The sequence below is a fragment of the Pantoea cypripedii genome, from assembly GCF_002095535.1.
In the GTDB taxonomy this organism is placed as follows: Bacteria; Pseudomonadota; Gammaproteobacteria; order Enterobacterales; family Enterobacteriaceae; genus Pantoea; species Pantoea cypripedii.
On record NZ_MLJI01000001.1, the window covers coordinates 29,550 to 44,259 of the forward strand.

Below are 14,710 nucleotides of genomic sequence, written 5' to 3' on the forward strand. Positions count from 1 at the left end.
ACTGGAGTTGCAGCGGGATTACAGCGGCAATTGCGAGGAGACGCGAAAATCAGGTGTTAAACAGCCGCGCATCACGCAGCAGATGTTCATTACCCCGGCGGCGGGTAAAACCGCTGCGGTCAAAAAATTCCAGAATTTGCACCGCCACTTTACGCCCGGTGCCAAGCTGGTTGCGGAAATCAGCCGCCGACGTGCTGCCGCCGTGTGCGGCACGCTGGCGAATGAGATCGGCGAAGATCTGCACCTGCGAAGTGAGGTAGTAGCGATCGCGCACGATCGCGGTGATGTGGCCGAGGCGTGCGGCTGTCAGCAGCAGGGCGCGAATCTCCTGTTCATCCTGCTGGAGGCTGGTGGCGATATCGCGTACCCAGAGCGGCTGGTCAGTAAACAGCGGGCCAACCTGCTGCCACAAGACTTCTTCCTGCGGGTTAAATCGGGGTTCGAAATGGGGTTGGTGCAGCCAGCCGTTGCGTTGCTGAATCAGCCCTTGTGCCAGCGTCTGATCAATCAGCGCCAGCACCAGTTCTGCCGGGGCATGCGGGAGGGCGATACGGCGCAGGCGATCGTGGCCGATACCCGGTTGCTCGGGATGCTGCTGATGAAAATGGGCCAGCGCGTCGAGTAGCGTTTGCTGCCAGCGGCTGGCCTGAGCCGGGTCCATTAATGCCTGATTTAAGCGCACCGGCGCGATGGCGGTCAGCATAGCCTCCATTGCCGCTGGTGTGAGCTGACGCGCCCAGGAAAATTCACTGTAGTCAGCAGGCTGATGTGCAAGGTGGGCGCGCAGGCTGGCTTCATCATCCCTTGCCAGTGCCAGCTGTTGCAGCCAGGCCAGGTAGTCAGGATGCCGCTTGCCGCGCTTTTTGCTGTTCAGCAGAATCACCCGGCCACCCCCCAGCGTTTGCTGTGCATTGCTGTCGCGGATGATCAGGCGGTCATTGTCTGTCAACCACAGTGGGCTAGTCAGTACCAGCTCGGCGAGCTGGTCGCTAAGTGGGGTTATGCGTCCGGTAATATGGCTGGCGGCATGATGAAGATGCACCGGCTGTGAAGCGCTATGCAGTGGCTGCAACAGTGATAACGCCACGGTCAGTCGCGTGCTGCCGTGATCCTGTTGCTGGCTCAGCAGCCAGTCACCCCGGCTGATCTGCGCTTTTTCCACTTCACCAGCAATATTCAGCGCAATGCGTTGCCCGGCCTGCGCATGGGGAACGGACTGATTTTGCGCATGCAGGGCGCGCACGCGTACCGGCTGATTGACTCCGGTCAGCCACAGGGTGTCACCGACGCTGACTTCTCCCGCCAGTGCGGTGCCGGTGACCACCAGGCCAGCCCCTTTCAGGGTAAAGGCGCGGTCAATGGCAAGGCGAAAACGCTGCCGGGGTATAAAGGGCGGTTCATGCAGCGCGATCAGATGCTGGCGTAATGCGTCGATACCCTGCCAGGTCGTGCTGCTGGTGACAAACTGCATCGCATCTGACCAACCCAATTGCTGCGTCAGCTGCGCCACCTGTTGTTGCACTTCTTCAATACGGGCCGCGTCTGCCCGATCCGCTTTGGTCAGCGCGACGCTCAGCGCGGACTGCCCGGCCAGGCTGAGCAGCTGCAAATGTTCACGGGTTTGCGGCATCACGCCATCGTCGCAGGCCACCACCAGCAGCGCGTGATGAATACCGCCAATCCCCGCCAGCATATTGGCGAGAAACTTTTCATGGCCCGGAACATCAATAAAACCGATCACCCGGCCATCAGGCTGCGGCCAGTAGGCGTAACCCAGGTCGATGGTCATGCCACGGCGTTGTTCTTCTGGCAGGCGGTCGGCATTGATGCCGGTCAGTGCCTGGAGCAGTGCGGTTTTGCCGTGATCGACATGTCCGGCAGTGGCGATAATCATGGTACTAAGGCTCTGATAAAGGCGGATTCGTCAGTCAGACTGCGCAGGTCAAGCCACAGTTTGCCATCCTGTAAGCGACCAATCACCGGTTGTGGCAGGGCGCGCCAGCGCTGGGCCAGCGCATTCAGGGTGCCACCCTGACCATCGCGCGGGCTGAAGGTGATGGCAAAGCTGGGCAGACGCTCAACCGGAAGCGATCCGCTGCCGATTTGTGACGAACAAGGGGCGATCGCCAGCGAAAAATCATCACAAAAGGTGTTTTCCAGCGCGGGTATTAGCCGTTCGGCCTGTTGCAGGATGTCATCTGCGGGACGGGTCAGCAGGCGTAATGTCGGCAGCGTTTCACGCAGCTTTTCCGGGTGACGGTAAAGTTGCAGCGTGGCTTCCAGCGCCGCCAACGTCATTTTATCCACGCGCAGGGCGCGTTTGAGTGGGTGCTGTTGCAGCTGCGCAATCAACGCTTTTTTCCCGACAATAATCCCGGCCTGCGGCCCCCCCAGCAGTTTATCACCGGAAAAACTCACCAGGCTGACGCCAGCGGCAATCAGCTGCTGCGGCATCGGTTCGGCCGGCAGGCCGTAAGCGGTCATATCGATCAGTGATCCGCTGCCGAGATCGGTGATCACCGGCAGCTGGTGTTCTGCGCCCAGCGTGACCAGTTCCGCTTCGGTCACCGCATGGGTGAATCCCTGGATCTGATAGTTGCTGGTATGAACTTTCATTAACAGGCCGCTATCGTCGGTGATTGCGGCGCGATAATCTTTCAAATGGGTGCGGTTAGTGGTGCCGACTTCCACCAGACGGCATCCTGCCTGGCGCATCACGTCAGGAATGCGGAACGCGCCACCAATTTCCACCAGTTCACCGCGTGAGACCACCACCTCGCGCCCGGCAGCCAGAGCGGAGAGCATCAGCAGTACCGCCGCCGCGTTGTTGTTGACGATGCAGGCATCTTCCGCGCCGGTCAGTTCGCACAGCAGGGCGGCCACGGCGCGATCGCGATGGCCGCGAGCGGCATCATCCAGCGCATATTCCAGCGTCACCGGCTGACGCAGGCAGGCAGTGACGGCATTGATGGCGGTTTCGCTCAATTGGGCGCGGCCCAGATTGGTGTGTAATACGGTGCCGGTCAGATTGAATACCGGACGGAGCGCGCTCTGGCGCTGCTGTCGGGTTCGGCGCAACGCTTCATCCGGCCAGTTAGCATGCCAGTCGGGCAAAGCCTGATGCTGCTGGATGTGTGCGCGGGCTTCCTGTTGCATGGCGCGTAGCTGACGTGTGGCAAAAGCCGTACCTGCATCATCAATCAGCGCCTGCAACGCAGGATCGCGCAGCAGGCTATCAATAGCAGGCAGCTGGCTAAACAATGTTTTCATCGGGCAAACTTTTAGCTGGTGGGCGGGACGGTGCGGGCAAAACTTTCCCGCTGGAACAGGTTCTCCGCCAGTTTGATTAATGCCGGGCGATTTACACACCAGTTTGGCACCACGCGACGAAAATTCAGGTAGCCAATCATGCAACCGGTGGCGATATCCGCCAGATTGAGGGTGTCGCTATGCAGCAGGTCACGTTGTGCGGCAGCGGTTTCCAGTGCATCAAGACCGCGCAGGATTTTTTCCCGATTGCGCAGCAACACCTCGGCGGATTGCTGATCGCCAGGACGCATTTTTTCACGCACGATCACCAGCGCCGCATCGTTTACGCCATCGGCCAGTTTTTCCAGCTGACGGATTTGCAACGCGCGCAGCGGATCTTTGGGCAGCAGCGCCGGGGCATCTCCGCGCAGTTCGATGGCTTCGGCGATCAGTGAAGAATCAAACCAGGTCAGATGGTTGTCATCCACCAATGCCGGGACTTTGCCCAGCGGATTGTAATGCGGTACATGGCTGTCGGCATTCCACGGTGATTCATTGACGAATTCAAAGACGATGCCTTTTTCCAGCAGGATCACCGAAATTTTCCGTACAAAAGGACTGGTGTAGCTGCCTATCAGTTTCATCGAACGCCTCCGTGGTTGTCGCGGTACGCAGAAAGAGTAATGGCGAAGGCTTACCCTTCGCCTGGAAACAGAAACGGATTCAGGCTACTGCGCGCAAAACCTTCCTGCTCCATACGCGCATCCAGCACCAGAGAAGCGAGGTCATCGGCCACCGGTTCTACGGCGGGGTCCTTCTCCTGATACAACATCTTCAGGTAAGTCCCACAATCGCCACAACTTTCGGCTTTGACCGCTGCCATCTCGCTATCCAGCGACCAGTAATGCAAATCCCTTGTCTGTTCGCAATTAGAACATTTACTGCGTACCACATACCATTCGCTTTCGCACAGATTGCAATGCAGATAACGTAATCCCTGCTGTCCGACATCCATATGCACCACACTTGCCACCGGCACGCTGGCGCAAACCGGGCAGAACTGACGATGCTCGCCATATTCGGCACGGGCTTTGCCCGGGATCAGCGCCGCCATCTGTGCCCAGTAAATGGACAATGCCGCCCAGATAAACGGCGACTTGTCGTTACTGACCTGCGCAAAGTTGCCTTCCAGCAACGCGGTAGCGAGGGTTTCCAGCTCGGTCGCGGAGGCTTTCTCCAGATTTTCCAGCACTGCCAGCGCCTGGCCACTCATCTCCGGTTTCAGCTCAGCGATTAATGAATGCAGCAGCCGCTGCCAGTGGGCATCGCGTGGGTAGGTGTGAATATCCAGCGGCGGGATGCCCTGCTCGGCGCATTGCTCCAGCCGCGCGCGTAAATCGATCTGCAACGGATGGTCGTACAGCACGATTTCCTGCGCCTGGGCGATTACGGCGGCAAAGCGCAGATAATCGCCGAGCGGATTTTTCGCCGCCAGATCGCGCAAACGGGCTGCCCGACGGCTATATAAATTTTTCAGCCGGGGGAAAAGTAACGGCGGAATTTTATCCGCCGTGTTCTTATCGCTTTTCTCCAGCTGGTCCTGCGGGATAATGCGAATACTCATCAGGGGCGTTTTTCCTGTTGTGTTTGGCGTTGGCGCTGCTCGCGATACCAGCGTGGGTGATGTTTCTTCGCCCACGCGGCAGGGACCCAGCCTTCAACCATCGCGGTGATGGTGCCTTTGACCCACAGGGCGGCGTAAATATGCACCATAATCACGATAATCAGCGCCACGGCTGAGACCGAATGCACCACCAGCGCGGCGCGAATCAACGGAATGGAGAAGGCTCCGGCGAAGTACGGTCGCCAAATCACAATTCCACTCGCCAGCAGCATGACTAAGCTGATGATAGCAGCCCAGAACACACACTTCTGCCCGAAGTTGTATTTGCCGGTATCGCCGACCTCCTCATTACGCGCGATTTTATGGATATTTTTCGCCCATATCAGGTCGTCACGGGTGATCAGGTTATGTCGCCAGTAACGTAAAAACATGATGAGAAAGGCGGCAAACATCACTACGCCAACAAAAGGATGCAGAATCCGCGCCAGTTGTGGTGTGCCCAGCACGTGCATCAGCCAGTTGAACGACGGGAAGAAGAAACCCAGTCCGCTCAGGGCGGCAAAGACAAAGCAAAACGCCACAATCCAGTGATTGATGCGTTCGGGTGCGCTGTAGCGCACCAGGCGATCGCGCTTTTTCATCATTTGCGCTCCTCTTTATCGTCATGCAGGTTGTCGTCTTCGTCGTCCACCCGGTTCGGCCCGATGCCGACGTAGTGGAACACCGCCGCCGCGAAGGTGGCGGCAAAACCGACCGCCGCCAGCGGTTTCCAGATGCCTTTCCAGAAGGTGACAGCGGGGCTGATGCTCGGGTTTTCCGGCAGGCCGTGATACAGCTGCGGCTTGTTGGCGTGGTGCAGCACATACATCACATGCGTACCGCCCACCCCGGCGGGATCGTACAAACCGGCATGGTCGTAGCCGCGCGTTTTCAGTTCCTCCACACGTTCCCCGGCGAGGGTTTGCATATCGGCTTTGCTGCCGAAATGAATCGCCCCGGTCGGACAGGTTTTCACGCAGGCCGGTTCCTGGCCGACGGTGACACGATCGACGCATAGCGTGCATTTATACACGCGGTTGTCGTCTTTATTGAGACGCGGCACGTCGAACGGACAACCGGCGATGCAGTAACCACAGCCGATGCACTGCTCGGACTGAAAATCGACAATGCCGTTGGCGTACTGAATGATCGCCCCTTCCGAAGGACAGGCTTTCAGGCAGCCAGGATCGGCGCAGTGCATGCAGCCATCTTTGCGGATCAGCCACTCCAGTTTGCCGTTTTCCTCGACTTCGGAAAAACGCATCACCGTCCAGGATTTGGCGGTCAAATCCGCCGGGTTGTCGTACACCCCGACGTTATGACCGACTTCATCACGGATGTCGTTCCACTCCGAACAGGCCACCTGGCAGGCTTTGCAGCCGATGCAGGTGGTGACGTCAATCAGCTTCGCCACCTCCTGCTGATGGTTGCGCGCCTGCGGCGGTGGCGTAACGCCGTTGGTGGCGGAGCGGCGGATAATGTCTTGCGATTGATAAGCCATATTCGTTCTCCTTACACCTTCTCGACGTTAACGAGGAATGCCTTAAATTCCGGCGTTTGCGTATTGGCGTCGCCGACAAACGGCGTCAGGGTATTGGCGATAAAACCTTTCTTCGCTACGCCCTGATAACCCCAGTGAATCGGGATGCCGATGGTATTCACGGTTTTGCCATCCACCTGTAACGGACGCAGACGTTTGGTGACCACCGCTTTGGCTTTGATATAGCCGCGATTTGAGCTGACCTTCACCGTGTCGCCCTGAGCAATGCCCAGCTTGTTCGCCAGCACTTCGCCAATCTCCACGAACTGTTCCGGCTGTGCGATGGCGTTGAGCCGTGCGTGTTTGGTCCAGAAGTGGAAATGCTCGGTGAGACGATAGGTGGTGCCGACATACGGGAACTGTTCGGCTTTGCCCATCGCCGCCAGATCGTCCTTAAACACGCGCGCCGCCGGGTTCGATACCACGTTGGGGTGCAGCGGGTTGGTGCCGATCGGCGTTTCAAACGGCTCGTAATGTTCCGGGAACGGACCTTCCGCCATTTTGTCGAGCGCGAACAGATGGCCCATACCATCGGGCTGCATGATGAATGGCCCGACATTGCTGCCAGGTGCGGCGGCGCTGTAGTCCGGGATATCCATACCGGCCCATTTGCTGCCATCCCACTTCAGCAACTGACGTTTGGCATCCCACGGATTGCCCTGCGGATCGGCGGAAGCGCGGTTATACAGGATGCGGCGATTGAGCGGCCATGCCCAGCTCCAGTTCAGCGTGTTGCCGAGGCCGGATGGATCGGCGTTGTCGCGCCGCGCCATCTGGTTACCCTCTGGCGTCCAGCTACCGGCGAAAATCCAGCAGCCGCTGCTGGTGCTGCCGTCATCTTTCAGATGGGCAAAGGTACTGAGCTGCTGGCCTTTTTTCACCAGCAGGGTGCCTTTGTCATCAACGATATCCGCCAGCGCCTTGCCGTTGCTCTCCATCGCCACCTCTTCCGACGCCGGGTTATCTGGCGTCAGGTAGTTCCAGGTCATGTTCAGCACCGGCTCCGGCGCAGCACCGCCTTCGTGCGCATACATTTCACGCAGCCGCAGGTAGATGCCCGCCAGGATTTCGCCATCGTTGCGCGATTCACCCGGACCGTCCTGGCCTTTCCAGTGCCACTGCAACCAGCGGCCGGAGTTCACGATCGAGCCGTTCTCCTCGGCAAAGCAGGTGGAGGGCAGGCGGAACACCTCGGTCTGAATCTGCGCCGGATCGACGTCGTTAAATTCGCCGTGATTCTGCCAGAAGGTCGAAGTTTCGGTGTTGAGCGGGTCGATGGTGACGAGGAACTTCAGCTTCGACAGCGAAGCAATCACTTTGCGCTTGTTCGGGAACGAGGCCACCGGGTTGAAGCCCTGGCACAGATACCCGTTCACTTTCCCCTGTGACATCATTTCGAAGTATTGCAGTACGTCGTAGCCTTTGTCCCACTTCGGCAACCAGTCAAAGCCCCAGCTGTTCTCCGCCTGCGCTTTGTCGCCAAAGAAGGCTTTCATCATGCTCACGAAGAATTTCGGGTAGTTGCTCCAGTAGTTCACCTGGCCCGGCAGCGCGGCTTTCGGCGTGTTGGCGGTGAGATAGGTTTGCAGATCGGTCTGCTTCTCAGAAGGCAGCGTCATATAACCTGGCAGGCTTTGCGACAGCAGGCCGAGGTCGGTCAGTCCCTGGATATTGGAGTGACCACGCAGCGCATTCACGCCACCGCCCGCCATCCCCATATTGCCGAGCAACAGCTGAATCATCGCCATGGTGCGGATGTTCTGCGCGCCAATCGAGTGCTGGGTCCAGCCGAGGGCATACAGGAAGGAAGTGGTGCGATCTTTTGCACTGGTCTCGCCAATCAGCTCGCAGACGTGCAGAAAATCGGCCTTTGGCGTGCCGCAGATGCGCTCAACAATTTCTGGTGTGTAGCGGCTGACATGCTGCTTCAGCAGGTTCCAGACACAGCGCGGGTGGCTCAGGCTGTCGTCGCGTTTGGCGAAGCCATCCTCACCCAGCTCGTAGTTCCAGCTGGTTTTGTCGTATTTGCGGTTTTCAGCGTCGTAGCCGCTGAACAGACCCTCTTCGAAGGTAAAATCTTCGCGCACGATCAGGCTGGCGTTGGTGTACGCCTGCACATATTCATGCTGGATTTTGTCGTTTTCCATCAGCCAGCGCAGCACGCCCGACAGGAAAGCAATGTCGGAGCCGGAACGAATTGGCGTATAGAAATCCGCCACCGATGCGGTGCGCGTAAAGCGCGGATCGATGACAATCAGTTTGGCTTTGTTGAAGATTTTGGCTTCCATCGCCCAGCGGAAACCGACGGGATGCGCTTCAGCCGCATTACCGCCCATCACCACGATCAGGTTGGCATTACGGATGTCGACCCAGTGGTTGGTCATCGCACCGCGACCAAATGTTGGAGCAAGACTTGCTACCGTTGGTCCGTGTCAGACGCGTGCCTGGTTGTCGACCGCCAGCATACCGAGCGATCGGGTCATTTTCTGGGTGAGATAGCCGGTTTCATTGCTGGACGCCGAGGCGCACAACATACCGGTGGTGAGCCAGCGGTTCACGGTCGCGCCAGCGGCGTTTTGCGCCTCAAAATGGGCGTCACGGTCCGCTTTCATCAGCTTCGCAATGCGATCAAAGGCATCGTCCCAGCTGATGCGCTGCCATTTATCCGAACCTGGCGCGCGATATTCCGGGTAGTGCAGGCGGCTGTCGCTATGGACGAAATCCAGCAGGCCAGCGCCTTTCGGGCACAAGGCTCCGCGGCTGACCGGATGATCCGGGTCCCCTTCAATGTGGAAGATGGTTTCATTGGCGTTTCTTGCGCCATCGCCGAGGCTGTACATTAACAGGCCACAGCCGACTGAGCAGTAAGTGCAGGTGTTACGGGTTTCGCGGGCGCGCAACAACTTGTATTGCCGCGTTTCCGCCAGCGCTATCTCTGGCGTAAAGCCGAGGAGTGCTGCCGTTGTCCCTGCCATACCGCCCGCGCAGATTTTGAAGAATTTTCTTCTGCTGACGTTCATGGATAATCCTTGATTCGACATTACTACATTTTATTTTTGCGGAGCGCTGGTTAGCGGTTCAAAATGACCCAACTAAGACTGCGAGTATAGCGGCTAAATATTACTACTGCTTTAGTAAGGTTGTTGTGCGAGGCGAAGAAAGTGACACAGAAAGATCAGAAAAGTCCCAGCAATGTGAGTGAGATCGCAGGCGCGAGCCAGGCACAGGTGTGGCAGCGGCGTGACATCACCCATGCCGAACCGGACTGGCTGGCGCAGGAAGTTCCGGTGGCGCTGGTCTACAACGGCATTTCCCATGTGGTGATGATGGCGACGCCTAACGATCTGGAAGCCTTTGCGATCGGGTTTTCGCTCTCGGAAGGGATTATCGACACGCCGCAGGAGATTTTTGGTCTTGATGTGGTGCCGGGCTGCAATGGCATCGAAGTGCAAATCGAGCTATCCAGCCGTCGCTTTATGGCGCTGAAAGAACAGCGTCGCGCGATGGCAGGGCGCACCGGTTGTGGCGTTTGTGGTGTCGAGCAGTTGGATCAGATCGGCAAGCCGATCACCCCGTTGCCCTTTACCCAGACCTTTTCCCTCGACCATCTGGATGCCGGATTAGCGCGACTGCGTGATTTCCAGCCGGTGGGCGAACTGACCGGCTGCACCCACGCGGCGGCATGGATGTCACCCACGGGGGAACTGCGCGGTGGCTGTGAAGATGTGGGTCGCCATGTGGCGCTGGATAAACTGCTGGGCTATCGCAGCAAAGCAGACTGGCAGCAGGGCGCGGTGCTGGTTTCCAGCCGCGCCAGTTATGAGATGGTGCAGAAGTCAGCGATGTGTGGCGTCGAGATTCTGTTTGCGGTGTCGGCAGCGACTCAACTGGCCGTTGAAGTGGCGCAACGGAGCAACCTGACGCTGGTCGGCTTCAGCAAGCCGGGCCGCGCCACTATCTATACCCATCCGCAGCGGCTACGTTAAACCACCTGGACCTGCGGCAGCACCTGTTGCAGGGCACTGAGCGCGCCAGGTTTGCCCTGGCCCGCATCACAAATCAGCAAATCCACCTCGGCAATCGCTGCGTATTGAGTGCGGCTGACGACGCCGAGTTTGCTGTGGTCCGCCAGCAGGATGGTATGACTGGCCTGCTGCACCATAGCGCGCGCAATCGCCGCTTCGTGCGGATGGAAGCTGGTGGCCCCCTGTCTGGACTCAATGCCGACCGGAGACAGCAGCGCCACGTCGGCACGATAACGATAAATCTCGCCCACCGTCATTTCGCCACGCGTCTGCTGGGCACCGGCAGACATCATGCCGCCCAGCAAAATCACCTGATTATTCAGCGTTTCATGTTCTTCGGCTGAGCTCAATGCCAGCGCCGCTTGCAGGCTGTTGGTGATGATGGTCAGCCCGGACATGGTGCGTAACTCTTCGGCCAGCAGGGTGGTGGTGGTGCCGGAATCGAGGAACAACGTCTGGCCGGGTTGCAGATGCTGCACCGCCGCGATGGCAATGGCACGTTTCTCTTTGGCCTGGGCGCTGCGTCGTTCGCGCAACGGTGCTTCTGGCAGGCTATCCACCGCCACCAGGCCACCATGGACGCGCCGCGCTACCCCCTGCGCTTCCAGCTCGATAATGTCGCGCCGCGCGGTTTCCCGCGAAATACCCAGCTCTTTGATCACGCGCTCGGTACTGACCTGATGATGCGTGGTCAGCAGCGCGCGGATGCGATGTAAACGGGTTTCCTGCAACATGACATTTCCCTGTGGCGAGTTCAGCGTGGGCCTAAGATTACCTGAGCTTCATCGTTCCGTCATGTGTATTTGGTTGTATTTGTGTATTTGGTTGCATTTCTCGCCAAAACCGGCATGATATCTGTAAACGGTTATTACGCATGCACCCCTTTCACCTTCGCAACGGGAGTTACCATGGCTACACGTTCCACCATCATGGATACCAACAGTTTTCGTGCTGAACATGCCGACGGCCTGGATGCCGATACGCGCAAACTGACCGATAAACGCAGCAAAGTGCTGGGCGAGTCGTATCGCCTGTTCTACCGTAAGCCGGTACATCTGGTGCGCGGTGAAGGGCAGTATCTGTGGGATGCCGCAGGTAACAAATATCTCGATGTGTACAACAACGTGGCGAGCATCGGCCATTGCCATCCGGCAGTGATCGAGGCGGTGAATCAGCAAATGAAGATGCTGAACACCCATACCCGTTATCTGCACGAACGTATCCTGGATTACAGCGAAGAACTGCTGGCGACCACCCCGGATGCCATCGACCGTGCGATGTATATGTGTACCGGTTCGGAAGCCAATGACCTGGCGATTCGCATTGCGCGTTCGTTTAGCGGCGGCACCGGCATTATCGTTTCGCAGGAGGCTTACCACGGCACCAGCGACCTCACTTCTGGCGCGTCACCGGCGCTGGGCACCGGCCAGCCGCTGGCGCCAACCACCCGTCTGGTGCCACCGCCGGACCACTATCGTGTCAATGCGCCGGATCTCGGCGAGTGGTTTGCCAATGAAATCCAGAAGCAAATCGACGACATGAAAGCGCACGGCATCAAGTTTGCCGGTTTCCTTGCTGACTCCATTTTCTCCTCTGACGGCGTGCTGCCAAACCCGCCGGGATTCCTGCAAAAAGCGGTGGATGTGGTGCATGCCAACGGTGGTATTTTTATCGCCGATGAAGTGCAGCCTGGCTTTGCCCGTACCGGTGATGCGTTCTGGGGCTTCGCCCGTCACGGCGTGGTGCCGGATGTAGTCACCACCGGTAAACCGATGGGCAACGGCATTCCGGTGTCTGGCCTGCTGGCAAAAAGTGATGTGCTGGCGGCGTTTAGCGATGAAATTCCTTACTTCAACACCTTTGGTGGTAACCCGGTGGCGATGGCAGCGGCACAGGCGGTGCTGAAAGTGATCAAGGAAGAAGGTTTGCAGGAGCATAGCCGTGTTGTGGGGGCGAAGTTGCAGGCCGAGCTGGCGAAGCTGATGGACCGTCATGAATCGATTGGCGACGTGCGCGGTGCGGGCCTGTTTATCGGTTTCGAACTGGTCAGCGATCGCAGCAGCAAAACGCCAGACAAGGCACTGGCATTGGATTTGATTGAGAAGCTGCGTGATCACCATGTGCTGACTTCCGTCGCAGGTCCGTACGGTAACGTACTGAAACTGCGTCCGCCGTTGGCGTTCCAGGAAGGCGATATCGACTGGCTGGTGGGTGCGCTGGATAAGTCGCTGACTGAGCTGGGCCGCTAACAACTTCTGTAGCGGCGCAATTCATTGCGCGTGTTTTACGGCGTCCGGCAAAAACATGCGCGATAAATCGCGCCGCTACGGCAAATCCTTATCATTACTAAGGCATTGATAACCCTTTTCCGGATCATGAATTTAACTATAATGATCCAACTGCTTACGCGGCACGCCAGCGAGGTTGTGCTGCTCAAACACTAATGGAGAGGAAGAACATGAGTTATTCACTGCCATCCCTGCCTTACGCATACGACGCACTGGAACCGCATTTCGACAAGCAGACGATGGAAATCCATCACACCAAACACCACCAGGCTTACGTCAACAACGCTAACGCAGCGCTGGAAGGGACTGAATTCGCCGCTCTGCCGGTTGATGAGCTGATCACCAAACTGGATCAGCTGCCAGCAGACAAAAAAGGCCCACTGCGTAACAACGCGGGCGGCCACGCTAACCACAGCCTGTTCTGGAAAGGCCTGAAAATCGGTACCACCCTGCAGGGTGAACTGAAAGCCGCTATCGAAAAAGATTTCGGCAGCGTAGAAAAATTCCAGGAAGAGTTCGAGAAAGCGGCTGCGACCCGTTTCGGCTCTGGCTGGGCGTGGCTGGTGAAAAAAGGCGACAAACTGGCTGTGGTTTCTACCGCTAACCAGGACAACCCGCTGATGGGCGAAGCGATCTCTGGCGTTTCTGGCTTCCCGATCATTGGTCTGGATGTGTGGGAACACGCTTACTACCTGAAGTATCAGAACAAACGTCCTGACTACATCAAAGCGTTCTGGAACGTGGTTAACTGGGACGAAGCAGCAGCACGCTTCGCTTCTGCTAAGTAATCAGCTTCTGAACTGCACAACCGGTGGCCTTATGCCGCCGGTTTTTTTTAAACAAAAGCTAAACCAACATTCAACGAAACCGATATTCCCGTCCGTGATTGCAACGCATCGAAACGTATTAACCCGCCGTTGATAATTTGGGGCATATAGTTGCGCCAATGAGTCCTGCGAAGCAAAAATAATCATGTCTACGATAATTAATACTGAGACGAATAATGATTCGTCAGCATCACTTTTTCTGCAATTAATAAGCGGAAAATTTGTGCCAAATAAATTATGGCGCAGTAAAAATTTCCGTTTTAAATTTGCCTTAAGATCCCTTGTTTATCCTGTTACTACCCACCGTTATCTGCATGAACTGGCAGCACTGCCACAGTTGCCGCAAATGTTAACGGTGCAGGGGTTGCTACCGGCCAAACTCCATCGTCCTTATCTGCGCGCCGGTTTTAGCGTGGCGCAGCGTGCGCAGGCGATTCTCGACCATTACCACCTGATGGCTGGCCTGGAAAACGTCACTCTGCGTCAGATGCTGCAAAGCCCCGGTGATAACTTACTGGCAGGCTTTAAGGGTAAGAATGGCGAATCTTTCACGATTCACTGCTGCCCAGGGCGCTTCGACCGTGAAGGCGAAATTACGCTGGAATTGCATTTTGAAGAAAAATTAATTGCTTCGTTGTCTTTCTCTATTTTGAATGAGAATCAACAACGCAGTTTATTAATTGGTGGTTTACAGGGACCACGCAAGCATATTTCTAATGATGTGATTCGTGATGCGACCAAGGCGGCACACGGTTTATTCCCTAAACGTCTGCTGATGGAAGCGGTATTTATTCTCGCCGAACAATGCGGTGTGCAGGCCATCAGCGCAGTGGGGGATACCACCCATGTCTTCCGCAGCCTGCGTTATCGTCACAGCAAGGGCGATCACTTCTTTGCCAGCTACAGTGAATTCTGGCAGTCGTTAGGTGGTGAAGCGCGGGCGGATGGGATATTTACGCTGCCGTTGCATATGCCGCGTAAGGCGCTGGAAGAGATTGCCAGCAAGAAACGTGCGGAGTACCGCCGTCGCTATGAACTGCTGGATAACCTGACGCAACAGGCATTGCTGGCAGCAGGTGTGGAAGGGTTACGCGACGTGACTCACGCCGCGTAACCGC

At 57.2% G+C, this 14,710-nt stretch carries 12 protein-coding genes; 4 read left to right on the forward strand and 8 right to left on the reverse strand.

Annotated elements, in window-relative coordinates:
- Positions 1-49: 49 nt before the first annotated feature.
- The 7 genes from selB to fdnG are packed head-to-tail and all read right to left on the reverse strand — an operon-like array spanning position 50 to position 9,472.
- Positions 50-1,894, reverse strand: coding sequence for a selenocysteine-specific translation elongation factor (gene selB / locus HA50_RS00150; RefSeq protein WP_084871634.1), 1,845 nt, complete (start codon positions 1,892-1,894; stop codon positions 50-52).
- Entirely contained in the window at positions 1,891-3,270 is a 1,380-nt protein-coding gene (selA, locus tag HA50_RS00155) for an L-seryl-tRNA(Sec) selenium transferase (RefSeq protein WP_084871635.1), read from the reverse strand. The genes selB and selA overlap by 4 nt, the downstream gene beginning before the upstream one ends.
- 11 nt (positions 3,271-3,281) lie before the next feature.
- Positions 3,282-3,893 (reverse strand): glutathione S-transferase, encoded by a 612-nt coding sequence (locus HA50_RS00160; protein ID WP_084871636.1) that lies wholly within the window; start codon positions 3,891-3,893, stop codon positions 3,282-3,284.
- Between the two features lie 50 nt (positions 3,894-3,943).
- Positions 3,944-4,873, reverse strand: coding sequence for a formate dehydrogenase accessory protein FdhE (gene fdhE / locus HA50_RS00165; protein WP_084871637.1), 930 nt, complete (start codon positions 4,871-4,873; stop codon positions 3,944-3,946).
- A complete protein-coding gene (gene fdoI, locus HA50_RS00170) occupies positions 4,873-5,514 on the reverse strand; it encodes a formate dehydrogenase cytochrome b556 subunit (protein WP_084878247.1) in 642 nt (213 codons plus the stop codon). Before fdoI ends, fdhE begins: the two co-directional genes overlap by 1 nt.
- Positions 5,514-6,413: a formate dehydrogenase subunit beta gene (gene fdxH, locus HA50_RS00175; protein WP_084871638.1), complete on the reverse strand. Its 900-nt coding sequence runs from the start codon at positions 6,411-6,413 to the stop codon at positions 5,514-5,516. The genes fdoI and fdxH overlap by 1 nt, the downstream gene beginning before the upstream one ends.
- Positions 6,414-6,424: 11 nt before the next feature.
- Positions 6,425-9,472, reverse strand: coding sequence for a formate dehydrogenase-N subunit alpha (gene fdnG / locus HA50_RS00180; protein ID WP_084871639.1), 3,048 nt, complete (start codon positions 9,470-9,472; stop codon positions 6,425-6,427).
- 141 nt (positions 9,473-9,613) lie between these two features.
- On the opposite strand from fdnG, the gene fdhD reads away from it, so the two are divergent.
- On the forward strand, positions 9,614-10,438 hold the full coding sequence (fdhD, locus tag HA50_RS00185) for a formate dehydrogenase accessory sulfurtransferase FdhD (protein ID WP_084871640.1): 825 nt from the start codon (positions 9,614-9,616) through the stop codon (positions 10,436-10,438).
- Here fdhD and HA50_RS00190 read toward each other — a convergent pair.
- Positions 10,435-11,211, reverse strand: coding sequence for a DeoR/GlpR family DNA-binding transcription regulator (locus tag HA50_RS00190; protein WP_084871641.1), 777 nt, complete (start codon positions 11,209-11,211; stop codon positions 10,435-10,437). The two genes, fdhD and HA50_RS00190, sit on opposite strands and share 4 nt — an antisense overlap.
- A 174-nt stretch (positions 11,212-11,385) precedes the next feature.
- Between HA50_RS00190 and HA50_RS00195 the strand changes: the two genes are divergently transcribed.
- The 3 genes from HA50_RS00195 to HA50_RS00205 all read left to right on the forward strand — a co-directional run bounded on the left by HA50_RS00195 (position 11,386) and on the right by HA50_RS00205 (position 14,706).
- The gene (locus tag HA50_RS00195) at positions 11,386-12,726 is read left to right on the forward strand and encodes an aspartate aminotransferase family protein (RefSeq protein ID WP_084871642.1); all 1,341 of its coding nucleotides are present in this window, start codon (positions 11,386-11,388) and stop codon (positions 12,724-12,726) included.
- A 209-nt stretch (positions 12,727-12,935) separates the two neighbouring features.
- The gene (gene sodA / locus HA50_RS00200; RefSeq protein ID WP_084871643.1) at positions 12,936-13,553 is read left to right on the forward strand and encodes a superoxide dismutase [Mn]; all 618 of its coding nucleotides are present in this window, start codon (positions 12,936-12,938) and stop codon (positions 13,551-13,553) included.
- Positions 13,554-13,737: 184 nt separating this feature from the next.
- Entirely contained in the window at positions 13,738-14,706 is a 969-nt protein-coding gene (locus HA50_RS00205; protein ID WP_084871644.1) for a VirK/YbjX family protein, read from the forward strand.
- The last annotated feature ends 4 nt before the right edge of the window (positions 14,707-14,710 follow it).

Coding starts and splice junctions, on each gene's coding strand:
- selB (WP_084871634.1), bottom strand. CDS start 1,894: ATGATTATCGCCACTGCCGGACATGTCGATCACGGCAAAACCGCACTG.
- selA (WP_084871635.1), bottom strand. CDS start 3,270: ATGAAAACATTGTTTAGCCAGCTGCCTGCTATTGATAGCCTGCTGCGC.
- HA50_RS00160 (WP_084871636.1), bottom strand. CDS start 3,893: ATGAAACTGATAGGCAGCTACACCAGTCCTTTTGTACGGAAAATTTCG.
- fdhE (WP_084871637.1), bottom strand. CDS start 4,873: ATGAGTATTCGCATTATCCCGCAGGACCAGCTGGAGAAAAGCGATAAG.
- fdoI (WP_084878247.1), bottom strand. CDS start 5,514: ATGAAAAAGCGCGATCGCCTGGTGCGCTACAGCGCACCCGAACGCATC.
- fdxH (WP_084871638.1), bottom strand. CDS start 6,413: ATGGCTTATCAATCGCAAGACATTATCCGCCGCTCCGCCACCAACGGC.
- HA50_RS00190 (WP_084871641.1), bottom strand. CDS start 11,211: ATGTTGCAGGAAACCCGTTTACATCGCATCCGCGCGCTGCTGACCACG.
- HA50_RS00195 (WP_084871642.1), top strand. CDS start 11,386: ATGGCTACACGTTCCACCATCATGGATACCAACAGTTTTCGTGCTGAA.
- sodA (WP_084871643.1), top strand. CDS start 12,936: ATGAGTTATTCACTGCCATCCCTGCCTTACGCATACGACGCACTGGAA.
- HA50_RS00205 (WP_084871644.1), top strand. CDS start 13,738: ATGTCTACGATAATTAATACTGAGACGAATAATGATTCGTCAGCATCA.